This is a genomic window from Bacillus sp. Nf3 (assembly GCF_003028545.1).
GTDB lineage: Bacteria > Bacillota > Bacilli > Bacillales > Bacillaceae > Bacillus > Bacillus safensis.
On record NZ_PYUA01000003.1, the window covers coordinates 417,033 to 436,037 of the forward strand.

15 protein-coding genes are annotated in these 19,005 nt (G+C 42.1%); all 15 read left to right on the plus strand.

The window, feature by feature from the left end; translation table 11 throughout:
- Window positions 1–70 precede the first annotated feature (70 nt).
- Window positions 71–4,384: a PolC-type DNA polymerase III gene (locus tag C9414_RS11630; RefSeq protein WP_107163671.1), complete on the plus strand. Its 4,314-nt coding sequence runs from the start codon at window positions 71–73 to the stop codon at window positions 4,382–4,384.
- 424 nt (window positions 4,385–4,808) lie between these two features.
- The gene (locus C9414_RS11635) at window positions 4,809–6,659 is read left to right on the plus strand and encodes a glycoside hydrolase family 9 protein (protein ID WP_107163672.1); all 1,851 of its coding nucleotides are present in this window, start codon (window positions 4,809–4,811) and stop codon (window positions 6,657–6,659) included.
- Window positions 6,660–6,691: 32 nt separating this feature from the next.
- Complete coding sequence (locus C9414_RS11640; RefSeq protein ID WP_047202176.1) at window positions 6,692–8,797, plus strand: glycoside hydrolase family 48 protein; 2,106 nt, start codon at window positions 6,692–6,694, stop codon at window positions 8,795–8,797.
- 91 nt (window positions 8,798–8,888) lie between these two features.
- The gene (locus C9414_RS11645) at window positions 8,889–10,118 is read left to right on the plus strand and encodes an endo-1,4-beta-xylanase (RefSeq protein WP_107163673.1); all 1,230 of its coding nucleotides are present in this window, start codon (window positions 8,889–8,891) and stop codon (window positions 10,116–10,118) included.
- A 24-nt stretch (window positions 10,119–10,142) separates the two neighbouring features.
- Window positions 10,143–11,276 carry a glycoside hydrolase 5 family protein gene (locus C9414_RS11650; RefSeq protein WP_047202178.1) on the plus strand — a complete coding sequence of 378 codons (1,134 nt, stop codon included), beginning with the start codon at window positions 10,143–10,145 and terminating at the stop codon, window positions 11,274–11,276.
- A gap of 238 nt (window positions 11,277–11,514) precedes the next feature.
- The gene (rimP, locus tag C9414_RS11660; RefSeq protein WP_003211398.1) at window positions 11,515–11,988 is read left to right on the plus strand and encodes a ribosome maturation factor RimP; all 474 of its coding nucleotides are present in this window, start codon (window positions 11,515–11,517) and stop codon (window positions 11,986–11,988) included.
- Between the two features lie 32 nt (window positions 11,989–12,020).
- Window positions 12,021–13,136: a transcription termination factor NusA gene (gene nusA / locus C9414_RS11665; RefSeq protein ID WP_024424140.1), complete on the plus strand. Its 1,116-nt coding sequence runs from the start codon at window positions 12,021–12,023 to the stop codon at window positions 13,134–13,136.
- 15 nt (window positions 13,137–13,151) lie between these two features.
- Window positions 13,152–13,436 carry an RNase P modulator RnpM gene (rnpM, locus tag C9414_RS11670; protein ID WP_024424139.1) on the plus strand — a complete coding sequence of 95 codons (285 nt, stop codon included), beginning with the start codon at window positions 13,152–13,154 and terminating at the stop codon, window positions 13,434–13,436.
- The gene (locus C9414_RS11675) at window positions 13,429–13,731 is read left to right on the plus strand and encodes a YlxQ family RNA-binding protein (RefSeq protein WP_039178647.1); all 303 of its coding nucleotides are present in this window, start codon (window positions 13,429–13,431) and stop codon (window positions 13,729–13,731) included. The genes rnpM and C9414_RS11675 overlap by 8 nt, the downstream gene beginning before the upstream one ends.
- 19 nt (window positions 13,732–13,750) lie before the next feature.
- On the plus strand, window positions 13,751–15,871 hold the full coding sequence (infB, locus tag C9414_RS11680; RefSeq protein ID WP_047202190.1) for a translation initiation factor IF-2: 2,121 nt from the start codon (window positions 13,751–13,753) through the stop codon (window positions 15,869–15,871).
- A complete protein-coding gene (locus tag C9414_RS11685) occupies window positions 15,868–16,146 on the plus strand; it encodes a DUF503 domain-containing protein (RefSeq protein ID WP_024424137.1) in 279 nt (92 codons plus the stop codon). The genes infB and C9414_RS11685 overlap by 4 nt, the downstream gene beginning before the upstream one ends.
- Window positions 16,147–16,163: 17 nt before the next feature.
- Complete coding sequence (rbfA, locus tag C9414_RS11690; protein ID WP_007499525.1) at window positions 16,164–16,514, plus strand: 30S ribosome-binding factor RbfA; 351 nt, start codon at window positions 16,164–16,166, stop codon at window positions 16,512–16,514.
- A 68-nt stretch (window positions 16,515–16,582) separates the two neighbouring features.
- Window positions 16,583–17,512 (plus strand): tRNA pseudouridine(55) synthase TruB, encoded by a 930-nt coding sequence (gene truB / locus C9414_RS11695; RefSeq protein ID WP_107163674.1) that lies wholly within the window; start codon window positions 16,583–16,585, stop codon window positions 17,510–17,512.
- Window positions 17,513–17,529: 17 nt separating this feature from the next.
- Window positions 17,530–18,495: a bifunctional riboflavin kinase/FAD synthetase gene (ribF, locus tag C9414_RS11700; protein WP_047202192.1), complete on the plus strand. Its 966-nt coding sequence runs from the start codon at window positions 17,530–17,532 to the stop codon at window positions 18,493–18,495.
- A 140-nt stretch (window positions 18,496–18,635) separates the two neighbouring features.
- Window positions 18,636–18,905, plus strand: coding sequence for a 30S ribosomal protein S15 (rpsO, locus tag C9414_RS11705; protein ID WP_008354438.1), 270 nt, complete (start codon window positions 18,636–18,638; stop codon window positions 18,903–18,905).
- Window positions 18,906–19,005: the final 100 nt, after the last annotated feature.

Here is a 19,005-nt window from a genome sequence, read left to right on the forward strand (position 1 = left end):
GAACAAAAAAATGAAGGTACCTCCTGTAGAAAAGAGGTACCTTTCTGATTGAAAAAAGGAGGGTCCTGTCTTGGATGAACAATTACCGATCACACGGCGGCAATTTCATATATTACTCAATCAGATTCAAATGACAGATGATGACCTCAGTCGTTACTTTGAAGAAGGGGAAATCGTCAAATTGACGGTGCACAAAGCGACGAAAACATGGCATTTCCTTTTTAAATTTAAGGCTCTTTTGCCTTACAAAGTATACGCCATGTTTCTCAGCAGACTGACAAATGCATTTTCTCATATTGCACAAATTACTTGTACGATTGAAGTGAGTGATCCGCACATCTCTGAAGAACTCGTACACTCGTACTGGTCACATTGTGTGGAAGAACTTCAAGGAATTTCTCCCCCAATCATCAGTTTGCTTCAGCAGCAAAAGCCATCGCTGTCTGGTCATAAAATCATCATTAAAACGAAAAGCGAAACAGAGGCACTCGCTATTAAGAAGAAGTACAGCCCGATGCTCCAGGCCGCATTTAAACAAGTAGGTTTTCCAGAGCTGCAATTCGATACAGAAATTTTTGTATCAGATCAAGAGATTCAGAAGTTCAGAGAACAAAAGCTTGCTGAAGATCAAGAAAGAGCCATGCAAGCCCTCACTGAGATGGAGAAGAAAGAAAGTGAGGAGCAGGATGAAGCTCCGTCAGGCCCTCTCATGATTGGCTATCAAATCAAAGACAATGAAGAAATTCGTACGCTTGACAGTATCATGGACGAGGAAAGAAGAATCACCGTTCAAGGCTACGTATTCGATGCAGAAACGCGTGAGCTGAAAAGCGGGAGAACGCTTTGTATCTTTAAGATCACTGATTATACAAATAGTATATTGATCAAAATGTTTGCAAGAGAAAAAGAAGATGCTCAGCTGATGAAATCATTGAAAAAAGGCATGTGGGTGAAAGCAAGAGGAAGCATTCAAAATGATACGTTTGTCAGAGATCTTGTCATGATCGCTAATGATGTCAATGAAATGAAACCGCAGCTGAAAGAAGATACAGCACCTGAGGGTGAAAAGCGTGTGGAGCTTCATTTACATTCACCTATGAGCCAAATGGATGCTGTCACTGGCATCGGCAGGCTTGTTGAACAAGCAAAAAAATGGGGACATGAAGCCATTGCCCTGACAGATCATGCCGTTGTACAATCCTTCCCGGATGCGTATGCAGCAAGTAAAAAGCATGGCATCAAAATGATGTACGGTGTGGAAATCAACTTAGTAGACGACGGGGTACCGATTGCATATAATCCAGAGCACCGCTTGTTAGAGGATGCGACATATGTCGTATTCGACGTAGAGACAACTGGACTTTCAGCCGTTTATGACACGATCATTGAGCTGGCAGCAGTGAAAATCAAAGGCGGGGAAATCATTGACCGCTTTGAGGCATTTGCAAATCCCCATCACCCGTTATCAGCGACAACCATCGAATTAACAGGTATCACCGATGATATGGTGAGAGATGCACCAGATGTCGTCGACGTCGTACGGGATTTCAAAGAATGGATTGGACAAGATATTCTTGTTGCGCACAATGCGAGCTTTGATATGGGCTTTTTAAATGCAGCGTATAAACGCCTCTTAAAAACAGATAAAGCGTCAAACCCTGTCATTGATACACTTGAACTTGGCCGGTTCCTTTACCCAGAATTTAAAAATCACCGGCTGAACACCCTCTGTAAAAAGTTTGATATAGAACTAACGCAGCATCACCGGGCGATTTATGATGCAGAGGCGACAGGCTATCTCATGCTGAAGATGCTAAAAGATGTGGCTGAAAAAGAGATTGCCTATCACGATCAATTGAATGAAAACATGGGGCAGTCGAATGCTTACCAGCGCTCACGTCCTTACCATGCAACTTTGATTGCTCAAAATGAGACAGGTCTTAAGAATTTATTTAAGCTTGTTTCACTTTCTCATATTCATTATTTCTACCGGGTTCCGCGTATTCCGCGCTCACAGCTTGAGAAATATCGAGAAGGTTTAATTGTTGGGTCTGCTTGTGATAAGGGTGAGGTATTTGAAGGAATGATGCAAAAGTCACCTGATGAGGTGGAAGACATTGCAGCATTTTATGACTATTTAGAAGTACATCCGCCAGAAGTGTATCAGCACCTGCTGCAGCTAGAGTTAGTTCGAGATGAACGTGCGTTAAAAGAAATCATCACAAACATTGTCAAACTTGGCGAAAAGCTGAATAAACCAGTTGTGGCGACTGGGAATGTACATTACCTGCATCCAGAAGACAAAATTTATCGTAAAATCTTAATTTCATCACAGGGTGGAGCGAATCCGCTGAACCGACATGAACTGCCAAAAGTTCATTTTAGAACGACAGATGAAATGCTCGAAGCGTTCTCCTTCCTAGGAGACGAAAAAGCGAAAGAGATCGTCGTAACAAATACGCAAAAAGTATCTGAGATGGTCGAAAGCATTAAACCTATCAAAGATGATCTTTACACACCAAAAATTGAAGGTGCAGATGAAGAAATACGGGAAATGAGCTATCAAATGGCGCGCAGTATCTACGGAGATGACCTGCCGAAAATCGTAGAAGACCGCATTGAGAAAGAATTAAAAAGTATTATCGGTCATGGTTTCGCCGTTATTTACTTAATCTCTCATAAGCTCGTAAAAAAATCACTTGATGATGGATATCTTGTTGGTTCAAGGGGATCTGTCGGATCATCTCTTGTTGCGACATTAACAGAGATTACTGAAGTAAATCCACTTGCACCTCATTATGTATGCCCAAACTGTAAGCACTCTGAGTTCTTTAATGACGGATCTGTTGGTTCAGGCTTTGACCTTCCAGATAAAGACTGTCCTGAATGCGGAACGCCGTATAAAAAAGACGGACATGATATTCCGTTTGAAACGTTCCTAGGTTTTAAAGGAGACAAAGTTCCTGATATTGATTTGAACTTCTCAGGCGAATATCAGCCGATAGCACATAACTATACGAAAGAGTTGTTCGGAGAAGAGTATGTATACCGAGCAGGGACGATTGGTACCGTTGCAGAAAAAACAGCATACGGTTACGTGAAAGGCTATGCAGGTGATCATAACCTTCATATGAGAGGCGCTGAAATCGACCGGCTTGTACAAGGCTGTACAGGGGTAAAACGGACAACGGGCCAGCATCCAGGCGGGATTATCGTTGTGCCGGATTATATGGATATTTACGATTTCTCACCTATTCAATACCCAGCAGATGCGACAGGTTCTGATTGGAAGACGACACATTTTGATTTCCATTCGATTCACGATAACTTGCTCAAGCTGGATATTCTTGGGCACGATGATCCAACGGTCATTCGTATGCTTCAAGATTTGAGCGGAATCGATCCAAAAACGATTCCAACAGATGACCCTGAAGTCATGAAGATTTTCCAAGGGACAGAGCCGCTAGGTGTAACAGAAGAGCAAATAGGTTGTAAAACAGGTACACTCGGTATCCCGGAATTTGGAACAAGATTTGTTCGGCAAATGCTAGAGGATACAAAACCAACGACCTTTTCAGAGCTTGTTCAGATTTCTGGGCTATCACACGGTACGGATGTATGGCTCGGAAACGCACAAGAGCTCATTCACAATAAAACGTGTGAACTAAGTGAAGTCATTGGGTGTCGTGATGATATTATGGTCTATCTCATCTATCAAGGATTAGAGCCGTCACTTGCCTTTAAAATCATGGAATCTGTTCGTAAAGGAAAGGGACTTCCTCCTGAATGGGAAGAAGAAATGAAGAATAATAATGTACCAAACTGGTATATTGATTCTTGTAAAAAGATCAAATACATGTTCCCTAAAGCCCACGCTGCTGCATATGTATTGATGGCTGTTCGTATTGCTTATTTCAAGGTGCATCATGCACTCCTGTACTATGCGGCTTACTTTACCGTTCGTGCGGATGACTTTGATATTGAAACGATGACAAAAGGATCGAATGCAATTCGAGCCGTTATGGATGATATTAATTCAAAAGGTTTAGATGCATCACCGAAAGAAAAGAACCTATTAACTGTGCTAGAGCTTGCGCTTGAAATGTGTGAAAGAGGCTACCACTTCAAAAAAGTGGACCTCTACCGCTCAAGTGCAACAGAGTTTATCATAGATGGAGACGGATTAATTCCTCCATTCAACTCGATCCCTGGACTCGGCACAAACGTTGCGTTAAATATTGTCCGCGCGCGGCAAGATGGGGAATTCCTTTCAAAAGAAGATTTACAAAAGCGTGGAAAAGTCTCAAAGACTATTCTTGAGTATTTAGATCGCCAAGGCTGTTTAGAAGCACTTCCTGATCAAAATCAGCTTTCTTTATTTTAATATGATGAATAAGAGCGCCCTTAAAAGGGCGTTCTTTTCTATATATACAATAATATTATTATGTTAACTAATAAAGATTTTTCACCAAATGGAATTATTTTCATATCCATTCATATATCTTGATTTAGCGTGATGTTTTAAGAGAAGAGATTGTATGTCATTCTTTCTACCCAAATAGAGCTCAAAAGAGAATTTCGCCGTCTGAAATGTTCTCAAGCGACATATGATCATTCTGGGTACAGTCAGAAGGAGAATCAAGAGAAAACTTCGATGAGCGTAAGGCTGATTGCTGTTTACTATGCTTATTTTTGAAACATATTTGATTCTTTTCAAAACTGTACAGATCACGAAACGAAGTATCAAAAGGAGGCGGTGCGTCTATTGATCAATGTTTCACTAAAAAGAAGGGGTGAGCAATAGAGAAATGGCATCTTACAACTATGTAGAGGTTTTACAAAAATCCATGCTTTTTTATGAAGCGCAGCGGTCAGGCCGGCTTCCGGAAAGTAATCGCCTTAACTGGCGGGGAGATTCTGGACTAGAGGACGGGAAGGATGTTGGGCATGACTTAACTGGCGGCTGGTATGATGCAGGAGATCATGTGAAATTTGGACTTCCGATGGCTTACTCAGCAGCCGTGCTTGCATGGACAGTATATGAATATCGGGAAGCTTATGAAGAGGCGGAGCTGCTTGATGAGATACTAGATCAAATCAAGTGGGCAACGGATTATTTCTTGAAAGCACATACAGGACCGAATGAATTTTGGGCGCAAGTAGGTGATGGAAACGCTGATCATGCTTGGTGGGGACCAGCAGAAGTGATGCCGATGAACCGGCCAGCTTTTAAAATTGATGAACATTGTCCTGGAACAGAAGTAGCTGCACAAACTGCTGCGGCTTTAGCAGCAGGTTCTATCATTTTTAAAGAAACAGATGCGTCTTATGCAGCAAAGCTTTTGACGCACGCCAAACAGCTATATGCATTTGCTGACAGGTATCGCGGCAAATATTCAGATTGTGTCACAAATGCGCAGCCATTTTACAACTCCTGGAGCGGCTATGTTGACGAACTTATTTGGGGCGGAATCTGGCTGTACTTGGCGACAAATGAAGAAACTTATTTAAACCAAGCATTAAAAGCGGTAGAGGAATGGCCGGAGGATTGGGATTATACGTTTACCATGTCATGGGACAATACTTTTTTTGCTTCACAAATCTTACTTGCAAGAATCACGAAAGAGAACAGATTTATAGAATCCACTGAGCGCAATCTTGATTACTGGACCACAGGTCTTGTTCAAAATGGAAAAGTAGAAAGAATCACCTATACGCCTGGCGGTTTGGCATGGCTAGATCAATGGGGTTCACTTCGTTATGCCGCCAATGCAGCATTTTTAGCCTTTGTTTATGCTGATTGGGTATCTGATCAAGACAAGAAGAATCGATACCAATCGTTTGCGATCAAGCAAACTCACTATATGTTAGGTGATAATCCGCTGAATAGAAGCTACGTCGTTGGGTTTGGCCAGAATCCGCCGAAGCACCCGCACCATCGTACTGCACATGGCTCATGGTCTAACCAGCTGACAAACCCTCCAAATCACCGGCACACACTTTATGGAGCGCTTGTTGGAGGCCCTAATGCACAGGATCAATATGACGATGACATCTCTGATTATGTATCTAACGAAGTGGCGACTGATTATAATGCCGCCTTTACTGGAAATATCGCCAAAATGGTGCAGCTCTTTGGTCAAGGCCAATCAAAGCTGCCAAATTTCCCGCCTAAAGAACAGGTGGAGGATGAGTTTTTTGTAGAGGCAGCTGTGATGCATAACGATACAACATCTACTCAAGTGAAAGCAGTGCTGTACAACAGGTCCGGCTGGCCGGCAAGAACCAGTCAAACACTCTCCTTCAGATATTACGTTAATCTGAGCGAGGTCTTTGCAAAGGGATTGACTGAAAAGGATATTCAGGTGACAGCAGCCTACAATGAAGGCGCTTCCTTATCGCCTTTAAAGGTATATGACGCATCAGCCCGCGTCTATTTTGCAGAAATCGATTTTACCGGAGTAGCTATTTCTCCTAGAGGAGAATCTGAGCATAAGAAGGAAATACAATTTCGAATATCTGCTCCAAATGGATCGAATATATGGGATGCCTCAAATGATTATTCCTATCAAGGATTAACATCCACTATGCAAAAAACAACGAAGATTCCTGTCTTTGACGATGGTGCTTTAGTATTTGGCACACTTCCAGATAAATAAAAATCAACGATTTTATTGAAAGGGTGAAGGTCTTGTCAAATAAAGAACGGTTTTTAACGCTTTATCATCAAATCAAAAGCGATGCGAATGGATATTTTTCACCAGAAGGAATTCCGTATCATTCAATCGAGACGCTCATTTGCGAAGCGCCTGATTACGGACATATGACAACTTCAGAAGCGTATAGCTATTGGCTATGGCTTGAGGTGCTGTACGGACATTACACAGGGGATTGGAGCAAATTAGAGGCAGCTTGGGACAATATGGAGAAGTACATCATCCCAGTCAATGAAGATGGGCATGATGAGCAGCCGCATATGAATGCTTATAATCCGTCCAGTCCAGCCACATACGCAGCAGAGAAACCATTTCCGGATCAATACCCAAGCCAATTAACCGGTGCCCGTCCTGCTGGTCAAGATCCAATTGATGGTGAATTAAAATCAACCTATGGCTCGAATGAAACGTATTTAATGCACTGGCTCCTTGACGTAGATAACTGGTATGGCTATGGGAACTTGCTCAACCCATCACATACAGCCGCATATGTGAACACATTCCAGCGTGGTCCACAGGAATCTGTATGGGAGTCCATCCCTCATCCATCACAGGACGATAAATCTTTTGGTAAGCCGAATGAAGGCTTTATGAGCTTGTTCACAAAAGAAAATCAAGCTCCAGCTGCTCAGTGGCGTTATACGAATGCAACAGATGCTGATGCACGTGCGATACAAGCGATGTATTGGGCGAAGGAGCTCGGCTATAATCAGTCAGCTTATCTTGATAAAGCGAAAAAAATGGGGGATTTCCTCCGTTACGGTATGTACGATAAATATTTTCAAACGATTGGAAGCGGGAAGCAGGGGAATCCGTATCCTGGAAACGGAAAGGGTGCCTGTCATTACTTAATGGCTTGGTATACCTCTTGGGGCGGAGGACTTGGGGAGTATGCAAACTGGTCATGGCGTATCGGAGCGAGCCATTGTCATCAGGGATATCAAAATCCTGTCGCCGCTTATGCTTTATCCTCAGATAAAGGAGGCTTAAAGCCATCTTCTGCTACCGGAGCAAGCGATTGGGAAAAAACTTTAAAGAGACAGCTTGAATTTTACGTATGGCTTCAATCGAAAGAAGGAGCCATAGCAGGAGGCGCAACCAATAGCTGGAATGGAGACTATAGCGCTTATCCGGCGGGAAGAAGTACTTTTTACGATATGGCATATGAAGATGCGCCTGTTTACCTTGATCCGCCATCAAATAACTGGTTTGGAATGCAGGCGTGGCCAATGGAGCGCGTAGCAGAGCTTTATTATATTTTTGTCAAAGATGGCGACAAAACATCTGAAAATGTCCAAATGGCCAAATCTGCCATAACAAAATGGGTCAACTATGCATTAGATTACATTTTTATCGGCAGCCGTCCTGTGTCGGATGAAGAGGGTTATTTCTTAGATGAGCAAGGACAGAGAATTCTAGGAGGAACAAATGTTTCGGTTGCTACAACAAGTGCGCCTGGAGAGTTTTGGCTTCCTGGAAATATTGCTTGGAGCGGACAGCCTGATACTTGGAATGGGTTCCAGTCTGCAACAGGAAATCCAAATTTAACAGCTGTCACAAAAGATCCAACTCAGGATACAGGCGTATTAGGGAGTCTTGCCAAAGCTTTGATTTTCTTTGCTGCAGCCACCAAGCTGGAAACAGGTGATTATACAGCGCTTGGTGCAAGAGCGAAAGATGCAGCCGCGCAGCTCCTAGAGGTTGCATGGAATTACAATGATGGCGTCGGCATAGTGACCGAGGAAGATAGAGAAGACTATGACCGTTTCTTTAGAAAAGAAGTGTATTTCCCAAATGGATGGAATGGGACATTTGGTCAAGGAAATCAGATTCCTGGAGCCAGCACCGTTCCTTCTGACCCGCAGCGAGGAGGGAATGGGGTCTATACGAGTTTTGCTGACCTTCGTCCGAAGATTAAACAAGATCCAGCGTGGTCTTCACTCGAAAGTAAATATCAGTCTTCATTTAATGAAGCTACAGGCAAATGGGAGAATGGCGCACCAGTTTTCACTTATCACCGCTTCTGGTCTCAAGTGGATATGGCCACTGCCTATGCTGAATATCATCGTCTGATCAACTAAGAGATCAAAGGTCAAATTCAAGCTGTCGGCTTCTAGCCGGCAGTTTGAATAGAAAATATCAAGAATCCAATGAAGATAAGGGTGAGTTTATATGGTCAAAGAAAGAAGTTTTCTTCATCATTCATTCAATAGAGGCGAAAATGGACAGGACAATCTGATGTGGAAAAAAGAGGCGGATGATCGAATCTCAGAGCATAGACAAAGAGATCTTGTGATCAACGTAACAAACGGCGATAAAAAGCCAATAGCAGGTATAGAGATTGAAATTAAGCAAATCAGGCATGAATTCGCTTTTGGTTCAGCTATGAATGACCAAGTGTTATTTAATCAACAATATGCTGATTTTTTCGTGAAGTATTTTAATTGGGCTGTTTTTGAAAATGAGGCGAAATGGTATGCGAATGAGCCACAAAGAGGGAGAATCACCTACGAAAAAGCAGATGCGATGCTGAATTTTGCAGATCGACATCAGCTTCCAGTGAGGGGGCACGCTTTGTTTTGGGAGGTAGAGGATGCGAATCCAAGCTGGCTGAGGTCACTGCCAAATCACGAAGTATATGAAGCCATGAAAAACCGGCTTGAGCATGCGGGCAATCACTTTAAGGGAAAATTCCGTCATTGGGATGTAAACAATGAAATGATGCATGGTTCATTTTTTAAAGATCGCTTTGGGAAAAATATTTGGAAGTGGATGTATGAAGAAACGAAAAAAATTGACCCTCAAGCACTATTGTTTGTAAATGATTATAATGTCATCTCATATGGTGAACACCATGCCTATAAAGCGCATATCAATGAACTGCGTCAGTTAGGCGCACCTATTGAGGCGATTGGAGTTCAAGGCCATTTTGAAGAACGGGTTGATCCAGTCATTGTCAAAGAGAGACTCGATGTGCTTGCTGAGCTTGGTCTTCCAATATGGGTCACAGAGTACGACTCTGTTCACCCTGACCCTAATAGAAGAGCGGATAACCTGGAAGCTTTATATCGCGTTGCATTTAGTCATCCAGCCGTAAAAGGTGTGCTGATGTGGGGATTTTGGGCAGGTGCCCATTGGAGAGGGGAAAATGCAGCCATCGTGAATTATGATTGGTCTTTAAATGAAGCAGGAAGACGTTATGAAAAGCTTCTAAATGAGTGGACGACCCAAAGAGTTGAAAAAACAGATGATCATGGCCATGTGAGATGCCCAGCATTTCATGGAACATATGAGATTCGAATCGGTAAAGAAAGTAAAATGTTGAAACAGCAGACGATTGAACTTGATTCAAATGAACAAACACCGTTTCAACTAGACGTGATCCTGCCTCAAGAAGGATAGAGATAGATTGTGAGGAGAATGTAAATGAAAAAGTGGGCTCAAAGAGTATCTTGCTTCATACTTATAGCCGCTATATGGTCTGGCTGGTTTTCGCTTACGATTAAGGCCGCCGCTTATGTGCAGACGTCTGGTACACAATTTACGCTGAACAATCAACCATTTTACTTCGCCGGCACAAATAATTACTATTTCCATTACAAATCTAAAAAAATGGTAGATGCTGTGTTCGATGATATGAAAGCAATGAATTTAAAGGTCATACGGATTTGGGGCTTTCACGACGGGGTCCCTCAAGAAAACTCAGTCTTACAATCTAGTCCAGGCGTCTATGAAGAATCGGGTTTTCAAAAACTAGATTATGCGATTTATAAAGCAGGCCAGGAAGGAATAAAGCTTGTCATCCCACTAGTGAATAATTGGGATGACTTCGGCGGTATGAATCAATATGTGAAGTGGTTCGGGGCAGGATCGCATGATGCCTTTTATACAGATCCTCGTATTCAAAAGGCTTACAAAAATTATGTCCGCTATGTATTAGAAAGAACCAATACGTATACAGGTGTTCAATATAAAGACGATCCAGCTATTATGACGTGGGAATTAGCCAACGAGCCGCGGATGCAGTCAGATCCAACGGGAAATGTACTAGTCAAATGGGCAGATGAAATGAGTACATGGATCAAATCGCTTGATCGTCACCATCTTGTTGCAGTAGGAGATGAAGGATTCTTTCGTATTCCAGGACATGAAGATTGGTTTTACGGAGGAGGGGAAGGCGTCGATTGGGACCGTCTAACATCTCTTCCTAATATCGATTATGGAACCTATCATTTGTACCCAGATCACTGGAACAAGTCGGCTGTCTGGGGAGTGAAATGGATCGAAGACCATATCACCCGCGGAAATTCAATCGGAAAACCAGTTGTGTTAGAAGAGTTTGGCTACCAAAATCAATCAGCTCGTCCCGACGTATATCAAAGCTGGCTGTCAGCGGTAGAGCGGCTTGGAGGTGCTGGCAGTCAATTTTGGATTTTAACAAGCATTCAGGACGATGACTCGCTCTATCCGGATTATGACGGATTCCGCATCATAAAAGGGAGCAGGGAGGCAGCACTTATCAGTGAACATGCGAAAAGAATGAATGAAAAAAACCGATGATGAATGCTTGCTGAATAAGGAACTTCATTTGCATAAAAAAATTGGATATGGTATAGTTTTTATGGAAATGCTAACGATTACCGAGACAAGAGTGGGGAAACCCGCTCTTTTGTATTGAACAGGCAATTTTTGTCTCGACATTATTCATCCGTTTTCTGCTCCCCCTGCTCACATAAAGCAGGGTTTTTATGCAGAATGATTGATAAGAGCGTTTATCGAAAGCACAAGGAGGAAGAGAATGAGCAAAAAAGTAGTGGATGTCGTAAGCGAAATGGTGCAGCCAATTTTAGATGGCTTACAGCTTGAACTCGTTGATGTTGAATTTGTCAAAGAGGGTCAAAACTGGTTCCTTCGCGTGTTTATTGACTCTGATAAAGGTGTCGATATCGAAGAGTGTGCCAAAGTGAGCGAAGCCTTGAGCGAAAAGCTTGATGAGGCAGATCCGATTAGCCAAAACTACTTTCTTGAAGTGTCCTCTCCTGGAGCGGAGCGCCCATTAAAGAAAAAAGCTGATTTTGAAAAAGCACTTGGAAAAAATGTTTTCATGAAAACATATGAACCAATTGATGGTGAAAAAGCATTTGAAGGTGAGCTTACAAGCTTTGATGGTGAGATTGCAACAGTGACAGTGAAGATCAAGACAAGAAAGAAAGAGATCAATATTCCATACGAAAAAATAGCTAACGCAAGATTAGCAGTTTCGTTCAATTAACCTTTTCATTGATATAAGGGGGAACCATAAAAATGAGTAGTGAGTTGTTAGATGCCCTGACTGTTCTTGAGAAAGAGAAGGGTATTAGTAAAGAAATTATAATTGAAGCGATAGAAGCTGCACTCATTTCTGCATATAAGCGTAATTTTAATCAAGCACAAAATGTTCGTGTTGATTTAAACCGCGAAACGGGAACGATTCGTGTGTTCGCAAGAAAAGATGTTGTAGATGAAGTGTATGATTCTCGCCTTGAAATCTCTGTAGATGATGCAGCCAATATTAACCCGAATTACATGGTGGGTGACGTCGTTGAGATTGAAGTCACACCAAAAGACTTCGGACGCATTGCAGCTCAGACAGCGAAACAAGTTGTGACGCAGCGAGTGAGAGAAGCAGAGCGTGGTGTGATCTACACTGAGTTTATCGACCGCGAGGAAGACATTATGACGGGAATCGTTCAGCGAATTGACAGTAAATTCATTTACGTGTCACTTGGCAAAATCGAAGCCCTTCTTCCTGTCAATGAACAAATGCCAAATGAAGAATACAAACCACATGACCGCATTAAAGTGTTCATTACAAAAGTAGAAAAAACAACAAAAGGACCACAAATTTATGTGTCTAGAACACATCCAGGTCTTTTAAAGCGTTTATTTGAAATTGAAGTACCAGAAATTTATGATGGTACTGTAGAGCTTAAATCGGTTGCTAGAGAAGCTGGAGACCGTTCTAAAATATCTGTTCGTACAGATGATCCTGATGTTGATCCAGTTGGCTCCTGTGTTGGACCAAAAGGTCAGCGTGTACAAGCAATTGTCAATGAGCTAAAAGGCGAAAAAATTGACATTGTCCATTGGTCTAATGACCCGGTTGAATTTGTTGCCAATGCGCTGAGTCCATCAAAAGTACTTGATGTCATTGTGAATGAAGAAGACAAGGCGACAACAGTCATTGTCCCTGATTATCAGCTGTCATTAGCGATTGGTAAAAGAGGTCAAAATGCTCGTCTTGCAGCAAAGCTGACCAGCTGGAAAATTGACATTAAAAGCGAAACAGATGCAAGGGAACTCGGTATTTTCCCAAGAACTGAAGACTCTGAATCTCTTTTCTTAGAGGCTGAACCAGTAGCTGAGGAATCTGACGAATAAGAGGTGATATAAAAGGTGAAAAGCCGAAAAAAAATCCCGCTTAGAAAATGCGTCGTGACGGGAGAAATGAAACCAAAGAAAGAACTGATCCGTGTTGTTCGTTCGAAAGAAGGAGAAGTGTCTGTTGACGCTACCGGAAAAATGAACGGACGCGGAGCTTACCTTTCTCTCGATAAAGAAACCATTCTTGCGGCAAAGAACAAACGCAGTTTACAGCAGCAATTTCAGACACAGATTGACGAACACATATTTGAAGAATTACTAGAACTAGCTGAAAAGGTGAAAAAACCTAATGAATGAATCTGAATGGTATCCTTTGCTTGGTCTAGCAAATCGAGCTCGTAAAGTCGTGTCAGGAGAAGATCTGGTGATCAAAGAAATTAGACATGCGCGTGCCAAGCTGGTTCTTCTTGCAGCAGATGCCTCACCTAACACAGAAAAAAAGGTATCTGACAAATGCAAATTTTATAATGTTCCGGTTAGAAAAGTTGAAGACCGTTCCGTTCTCGGACGTTCTATTGGGAAAGAAGCTCGCGTAGTTGTCGCTGTCACTGACCAAGGCTTCGCTAAGAAGCTCATAAGCTTGCTCGATTAATTTATTTGGGGGTGAACGAATGGCTAAAGTGAGAGTATATGAATACGCAAAAGCCATAGATGTTTCAAGTAAAGATATTATAGCAGCGCTTAAGGATATGAATGTGGAAGTGAACAACCACATGGCGACGCTTGAAGACGACACTGTGAAAAAGCTAGACGCTATCTATAAAAAAGCCAAAGCAAAAGAGACAGCTAACGAGAAACCCGCAGAACAAAAAAAACAATCATCTAACAAAAACAATGATAGAAAGAAGAATGACGTGCAGAATAATCAATTTAATAAAAACAAAAAAAACAACAACCAAAATAAAAACAAAAATAAACGCGGTGGAAATAACAAACCGCAGCATCAGCAAGCTAGACCTGTGAAGCCTAAAAAAGAGCTTCCTGAAAAAATTGAATTTACAAATTCAATGACCGTCGGCCAGCTGGCTGATGAGCTTGGAAAAGAAACAGCTGAAATCATCAAAAAGCTGATGATGCTTGGTGTTATGGCAACGATCAACCAAGAACTTGACAAAGATACAGTTGAATTAATCGCTTCTGAATATGGTGTTCCAGTAGAGGAAGTCATTATTTTAGAAGAAACTGAACTTGAAAAGTATGAAGTTGAAGATAAAGAAGAAGATATGCAAGTACGCCCTCCAGTTGTAACGATCATGGGACACGTTGACCACGGGAAAACAACTCTTCTTGACAGCATTCGTAAGACAAAAGTCGTCGAAGGCGAAGCAGGTGGAATTACGCAGCATATCGGTGCATACCAAATCGAAGAAAACGGCAAAAAAATTACGTTCCTTGATACACCTGGACACGCAGCATTTACAACGATGCGTGCACGTGGTGCCGAAGTAACCGATACGACAATTCTGGTTGTTGCAGCAGATGATGGTGTCATGCCGCAAACAATTGAAGCGATTAACCATGCGAAAGCGGCAGAAGTGCCAATCATTGTCGCTGTCAATAAAATTGACAAACCAACAGCAAACCCTGACCGCGTGATGCAGGAATTAACTGAGCATGGTCTTGTACCAGAAGCTTGGGGCGGGGAAACGATCTTCGTGCCACTATCTGCAAAAACAGGTGAAGGCATTGACGAATTGATCGAAATGATCCTTCTTGTCAGCGAAGTAGCAGAATTGAAAGCCAACCCAAATCGTGCGGCAAAAGGGACTGTTATCGAGGCTGAGCTTGATAAAGGAAGAGGTTCTGTTGCAACCCTTCTTGTTCAAACAGGTACCCTTCAAGTAGGTGACCCAATCGTTGTCGGAAATACATTTGGCCGTGTACGTGCAATGGTCAATGATATCGGCCGCCGCGTGAAAACAGCAGGACCATCTACACCTGTTGAAATCACTGGTTTAAACGATGTACCGAATGCAGGGGATCAGTTCCTCGTATTCAAAGATGAAAAAACAGCTCGTCAAGTTGGTGAGGCGCGTGCTTCTAAACAGCTGGACGAACAGCGTTCAGACAAAGCAAAATTATCTCTAGACGACCTATTTGAGCAAATCAAACAAGGTGACGTAAAAGATATTAACTTGATCGTGAAAGCAGACGTGCAAGGCTCTGCTGAAGCATTAACGGCAGCTCTACAAAAAATTGAAGTCGAAGGCGTAAAAGTGAAAATCATCCATACGGGTGTTGGAGCGATTACAGAATCAGATATCATTTTAGCAAGTGCTTCTAATGCCATCGTGATCGGCTTTAACGTACGTCCTGATGGAAATGCGAAGAGCACAGCTGAGACTGAAAACGTTGATATTCGCTTGCACCGTATTATCTATAAAGTCATCGATGAAATTGAAGCAGCGATGAAAGGAATGCTTGACCCTGAATATGAAGAAAAAGTCATCGGTCAAGTTGAAGTTCGTCAAACGTTCAAAGTATCTAAAATCGGTACAATTGCGGGTGGCTATGTAACTGAAGGAACGATTACAAGAGATAGCGGAATCCGCTTAATCCGTGACGGCGTCGTTATTTTCGAAGGCGAAGTTGACGTATTAAAACGATTTAAAGATGATGTGAAAGAAGTTTCACAAGGCTATGAATGTGGTATTACCATTAAGAAATACAATGATATCCGTGAAGGTGATGTTATGGAATCATTCGTTATGCAAGAAATCGAAAGAAAATGATCGGTTATACCGAATGTGAGTGCATGATCTATGATGCATCCTCACTGAAGGAAAAACGTGCGGTTCTTCAGCGTATATTGACAAGAACGCGTCATAAATTCAATGTAACCATTGCTGAAATGGATTACCAGGATACATGGCAGCGTACATCAATTGGAATCGCCGTGATTTCCTCATCTCGGGTTCAAGTGGAAAAGGAACTTCAGCGTGTATTAAGCTTTATCGATTCTTTTCCAGAAATTGAACGAACGATCACGAAAACTGAGTGGTTTTAATTAGAGGTGATAAGATCATGAGTATGAGAGCAACCCGTGTGGGTGAGCAAATGAAAAAAGAATTGGGCGACATTCTAGGCAGAAAGCTAAAAGATCCAAGAATCGGCTTTTTGACTGTAACCGATGTCGAAGTATCCGGTGATTTGCAAATTGCCAAAGTCTACATTTCTGTTCTTGGCGACGAGAAGAAAAGAGAGGAAACCTTAAAAGGCCTTGCAAAGGCTAAAGGGTACATCCGCTCTGAAATTGGCAATCGAATTAGACTTCGCAAAACACCAGAACTGCATTTTGAATTCGATGAATCCGTGGATTACGGAAACCGAATTGAAAGCCTGATTGCTGAATTAAACACAAAAGATCACGAATAAGACGTTGAAATAAGGATAGGCGATGATCGTCTGTCCTTTTTCATCGTTTATGAAAGGAGAGAACGCAGATGATAAATGGTGTTCTTTTATTACATAAAGAAAGAGGTATGACCTCCCACGACTGTGTGTTTAAGGTAAGAAAAATTTTGCACACAAAAAAAGTCGGACATACAGGCACCCTCGACCCAGAGGTTTCAGGTGTTCTGCCTATTTGTATCGGAAGAGCAACGAAGATTGTAGAATACTTAACAGATAAATCGAAAACATATGATGCAGAAATCACGATTGGTTTTTCTACAACAACAGAAGACCAGACAGGTGAGATCGTAGAAGAAAAAAAAGTGGAAAAACCGATCTCAGAAAAAGACATTGATGCAGCGCTGAAGCAGTTTGAAGGAACCATTGAACAAATTCCTCCCATGTTTTCTGCTGTGAAAATTGGCGGGAAAAAGCTCTATGAATATGCTAGAGAAGGCATTGAAATTGAACGGCCAAGCCGTGAAATTACCATTCACCGTATCGAGCGGACTACACCTGTCACATATGAGGATGGCAGGGTGTCATTTAGATTCACCGTACTATGCTCAAAGGGAACATATGTGAGAACTTTAGCGGTTGATATCGGTAAGAAACTAGGGTTTCCAGCCCACATGTCACATCTCATTCGTACAGGATCTGGTGATTTTACACTTGATGAATGTATCACGCTGGATGAGCTGCGAGAGATAAGCGAGGAAGGAACTGTAGATGAGCACCTTGTCCCGATCGAGCGTGCGCTCAATCATTTGCCGAAATGGGAGATAAATGATACATTAGCAAGTAAAGTGGAAAACGGTGCAGTCCTGCCAATGCCTGATGAATTTGCTCATTTCGCAGAGGAGGATCGTGTCGCTGTATTTGCTCCTTCAGGTCGTTGTCTGGCGATATATATGAAGCACCCGACCAAACAGAACCTGATGAAGCCGGCGAAGATCTTATCTCAGGACAAGCAATCTTAAAGAAAAGGTGACATCTCGTGAAGACTATACATATTTCACACCCACATACATTGAATCAAAAGGATCAAGTCCCGTCTGTCATGGCTTTAGGGTACTTTGACGGTGTTCACCTCGGGCATCAAAAAGTCATTGACGAAGCAAAAAGCATTGCGAAAAAAGAAGGATTGGCCTTAGCGGTCATGACATTCCACCCGCATCCTTCACATGTTTTGCAAAAGGCACGGGAACCAAAAGACTTAATTACACCGCTTGAGGATAAAATTGATTTTATCAAGCAGCTGGGCGCTGACTATTTATACATCGTACAATTCAGCGAGAGCTTTGCAGCTCTATCTCCTCAAGAGTTTGTGGATCAATATTTGGATGAATTGAATGTGAAGCACGCAGTAGCGGGGTTTGATTTTACGTTTGGCCGTTTTGGTGCAGGCACAATGGAAACGTTCGATGAATACGGAAAAGGGCGTATCACGGCAACTATTGTACCTAAGCTGTCCAATCAAGACCGAAAAGTCAGCTCTACTCTCATCCGTTCCGCATTAAAAAATGGGGATGTTGAATATGTGAGCGAGCTATTAGGAAAACCTTATCAGCTTCGCGGTATTGTCATCCATGGAGACAAACGCGGACGGACGATCGGTTTTCCGACAGCTAATGTCGGCTTATCAGCTGAATACATTATTCCGCCAACAGGGGTATATGCAGTAAGAGCAGAAGTGAAAGGCAAAGAATATGACGGCGTTTGCAACGTTGGCTATAAACCAACATTCTATGAAAAGCGTCCTGATCAGCCTGCCATTGAAGTAAACCTTTTTGATTTTAACGAAGAAATCTATGGCCAGCCGATTAAATTACAATGGTTCAAGCGCATTCGCAGTGAACGAAAATTTAACGGAATCCAGGAGCTGACGGCTCAAATCAGTCAAGATAAAGAAGAAGCGATTCAGTTTTTTCAAGATCAGCTCAAACAAACAAAAAAATCATAGAAAAACTGCTCTACCATTTGCAAATTCAGCATATTTTTAGTATGATTATTCCTGTAGCTTTAAAACCACTTACTTGGCAAACCGACTTCACCGACGGTTGCGAGGTAGATGGGGCTAACATGATTTGGAGGTGAAACAGGATGGCAATTACTCAAGAGCGTAAAACGCAATTAATTAATGAGTTCAAAACACACGAATCTGATACTGGATCTCCAGAAGTTCAGATCGCTGTCCTAACAGAATCAATTAACAACTTGAACGAGCATTTACGTACTCATAAGAAAGATCACCACTCACGTCGCGGTCTTTTGAAAATGGTAGGTAGACGTCGTAATCTTCTTACGTATCTACGTAATAAAGACGTAACTCGTTACCGTGAGTTAATTAACAAACTAGGCTTACGTCGATAATCGTAAAAAGCGGGAGGATTCCCGCTTTTTTATCGTATAATCACTAATATTTTATGGTTAAAATGTTGAAAGAATGGCAAAAACCCTTCTACATACAGCT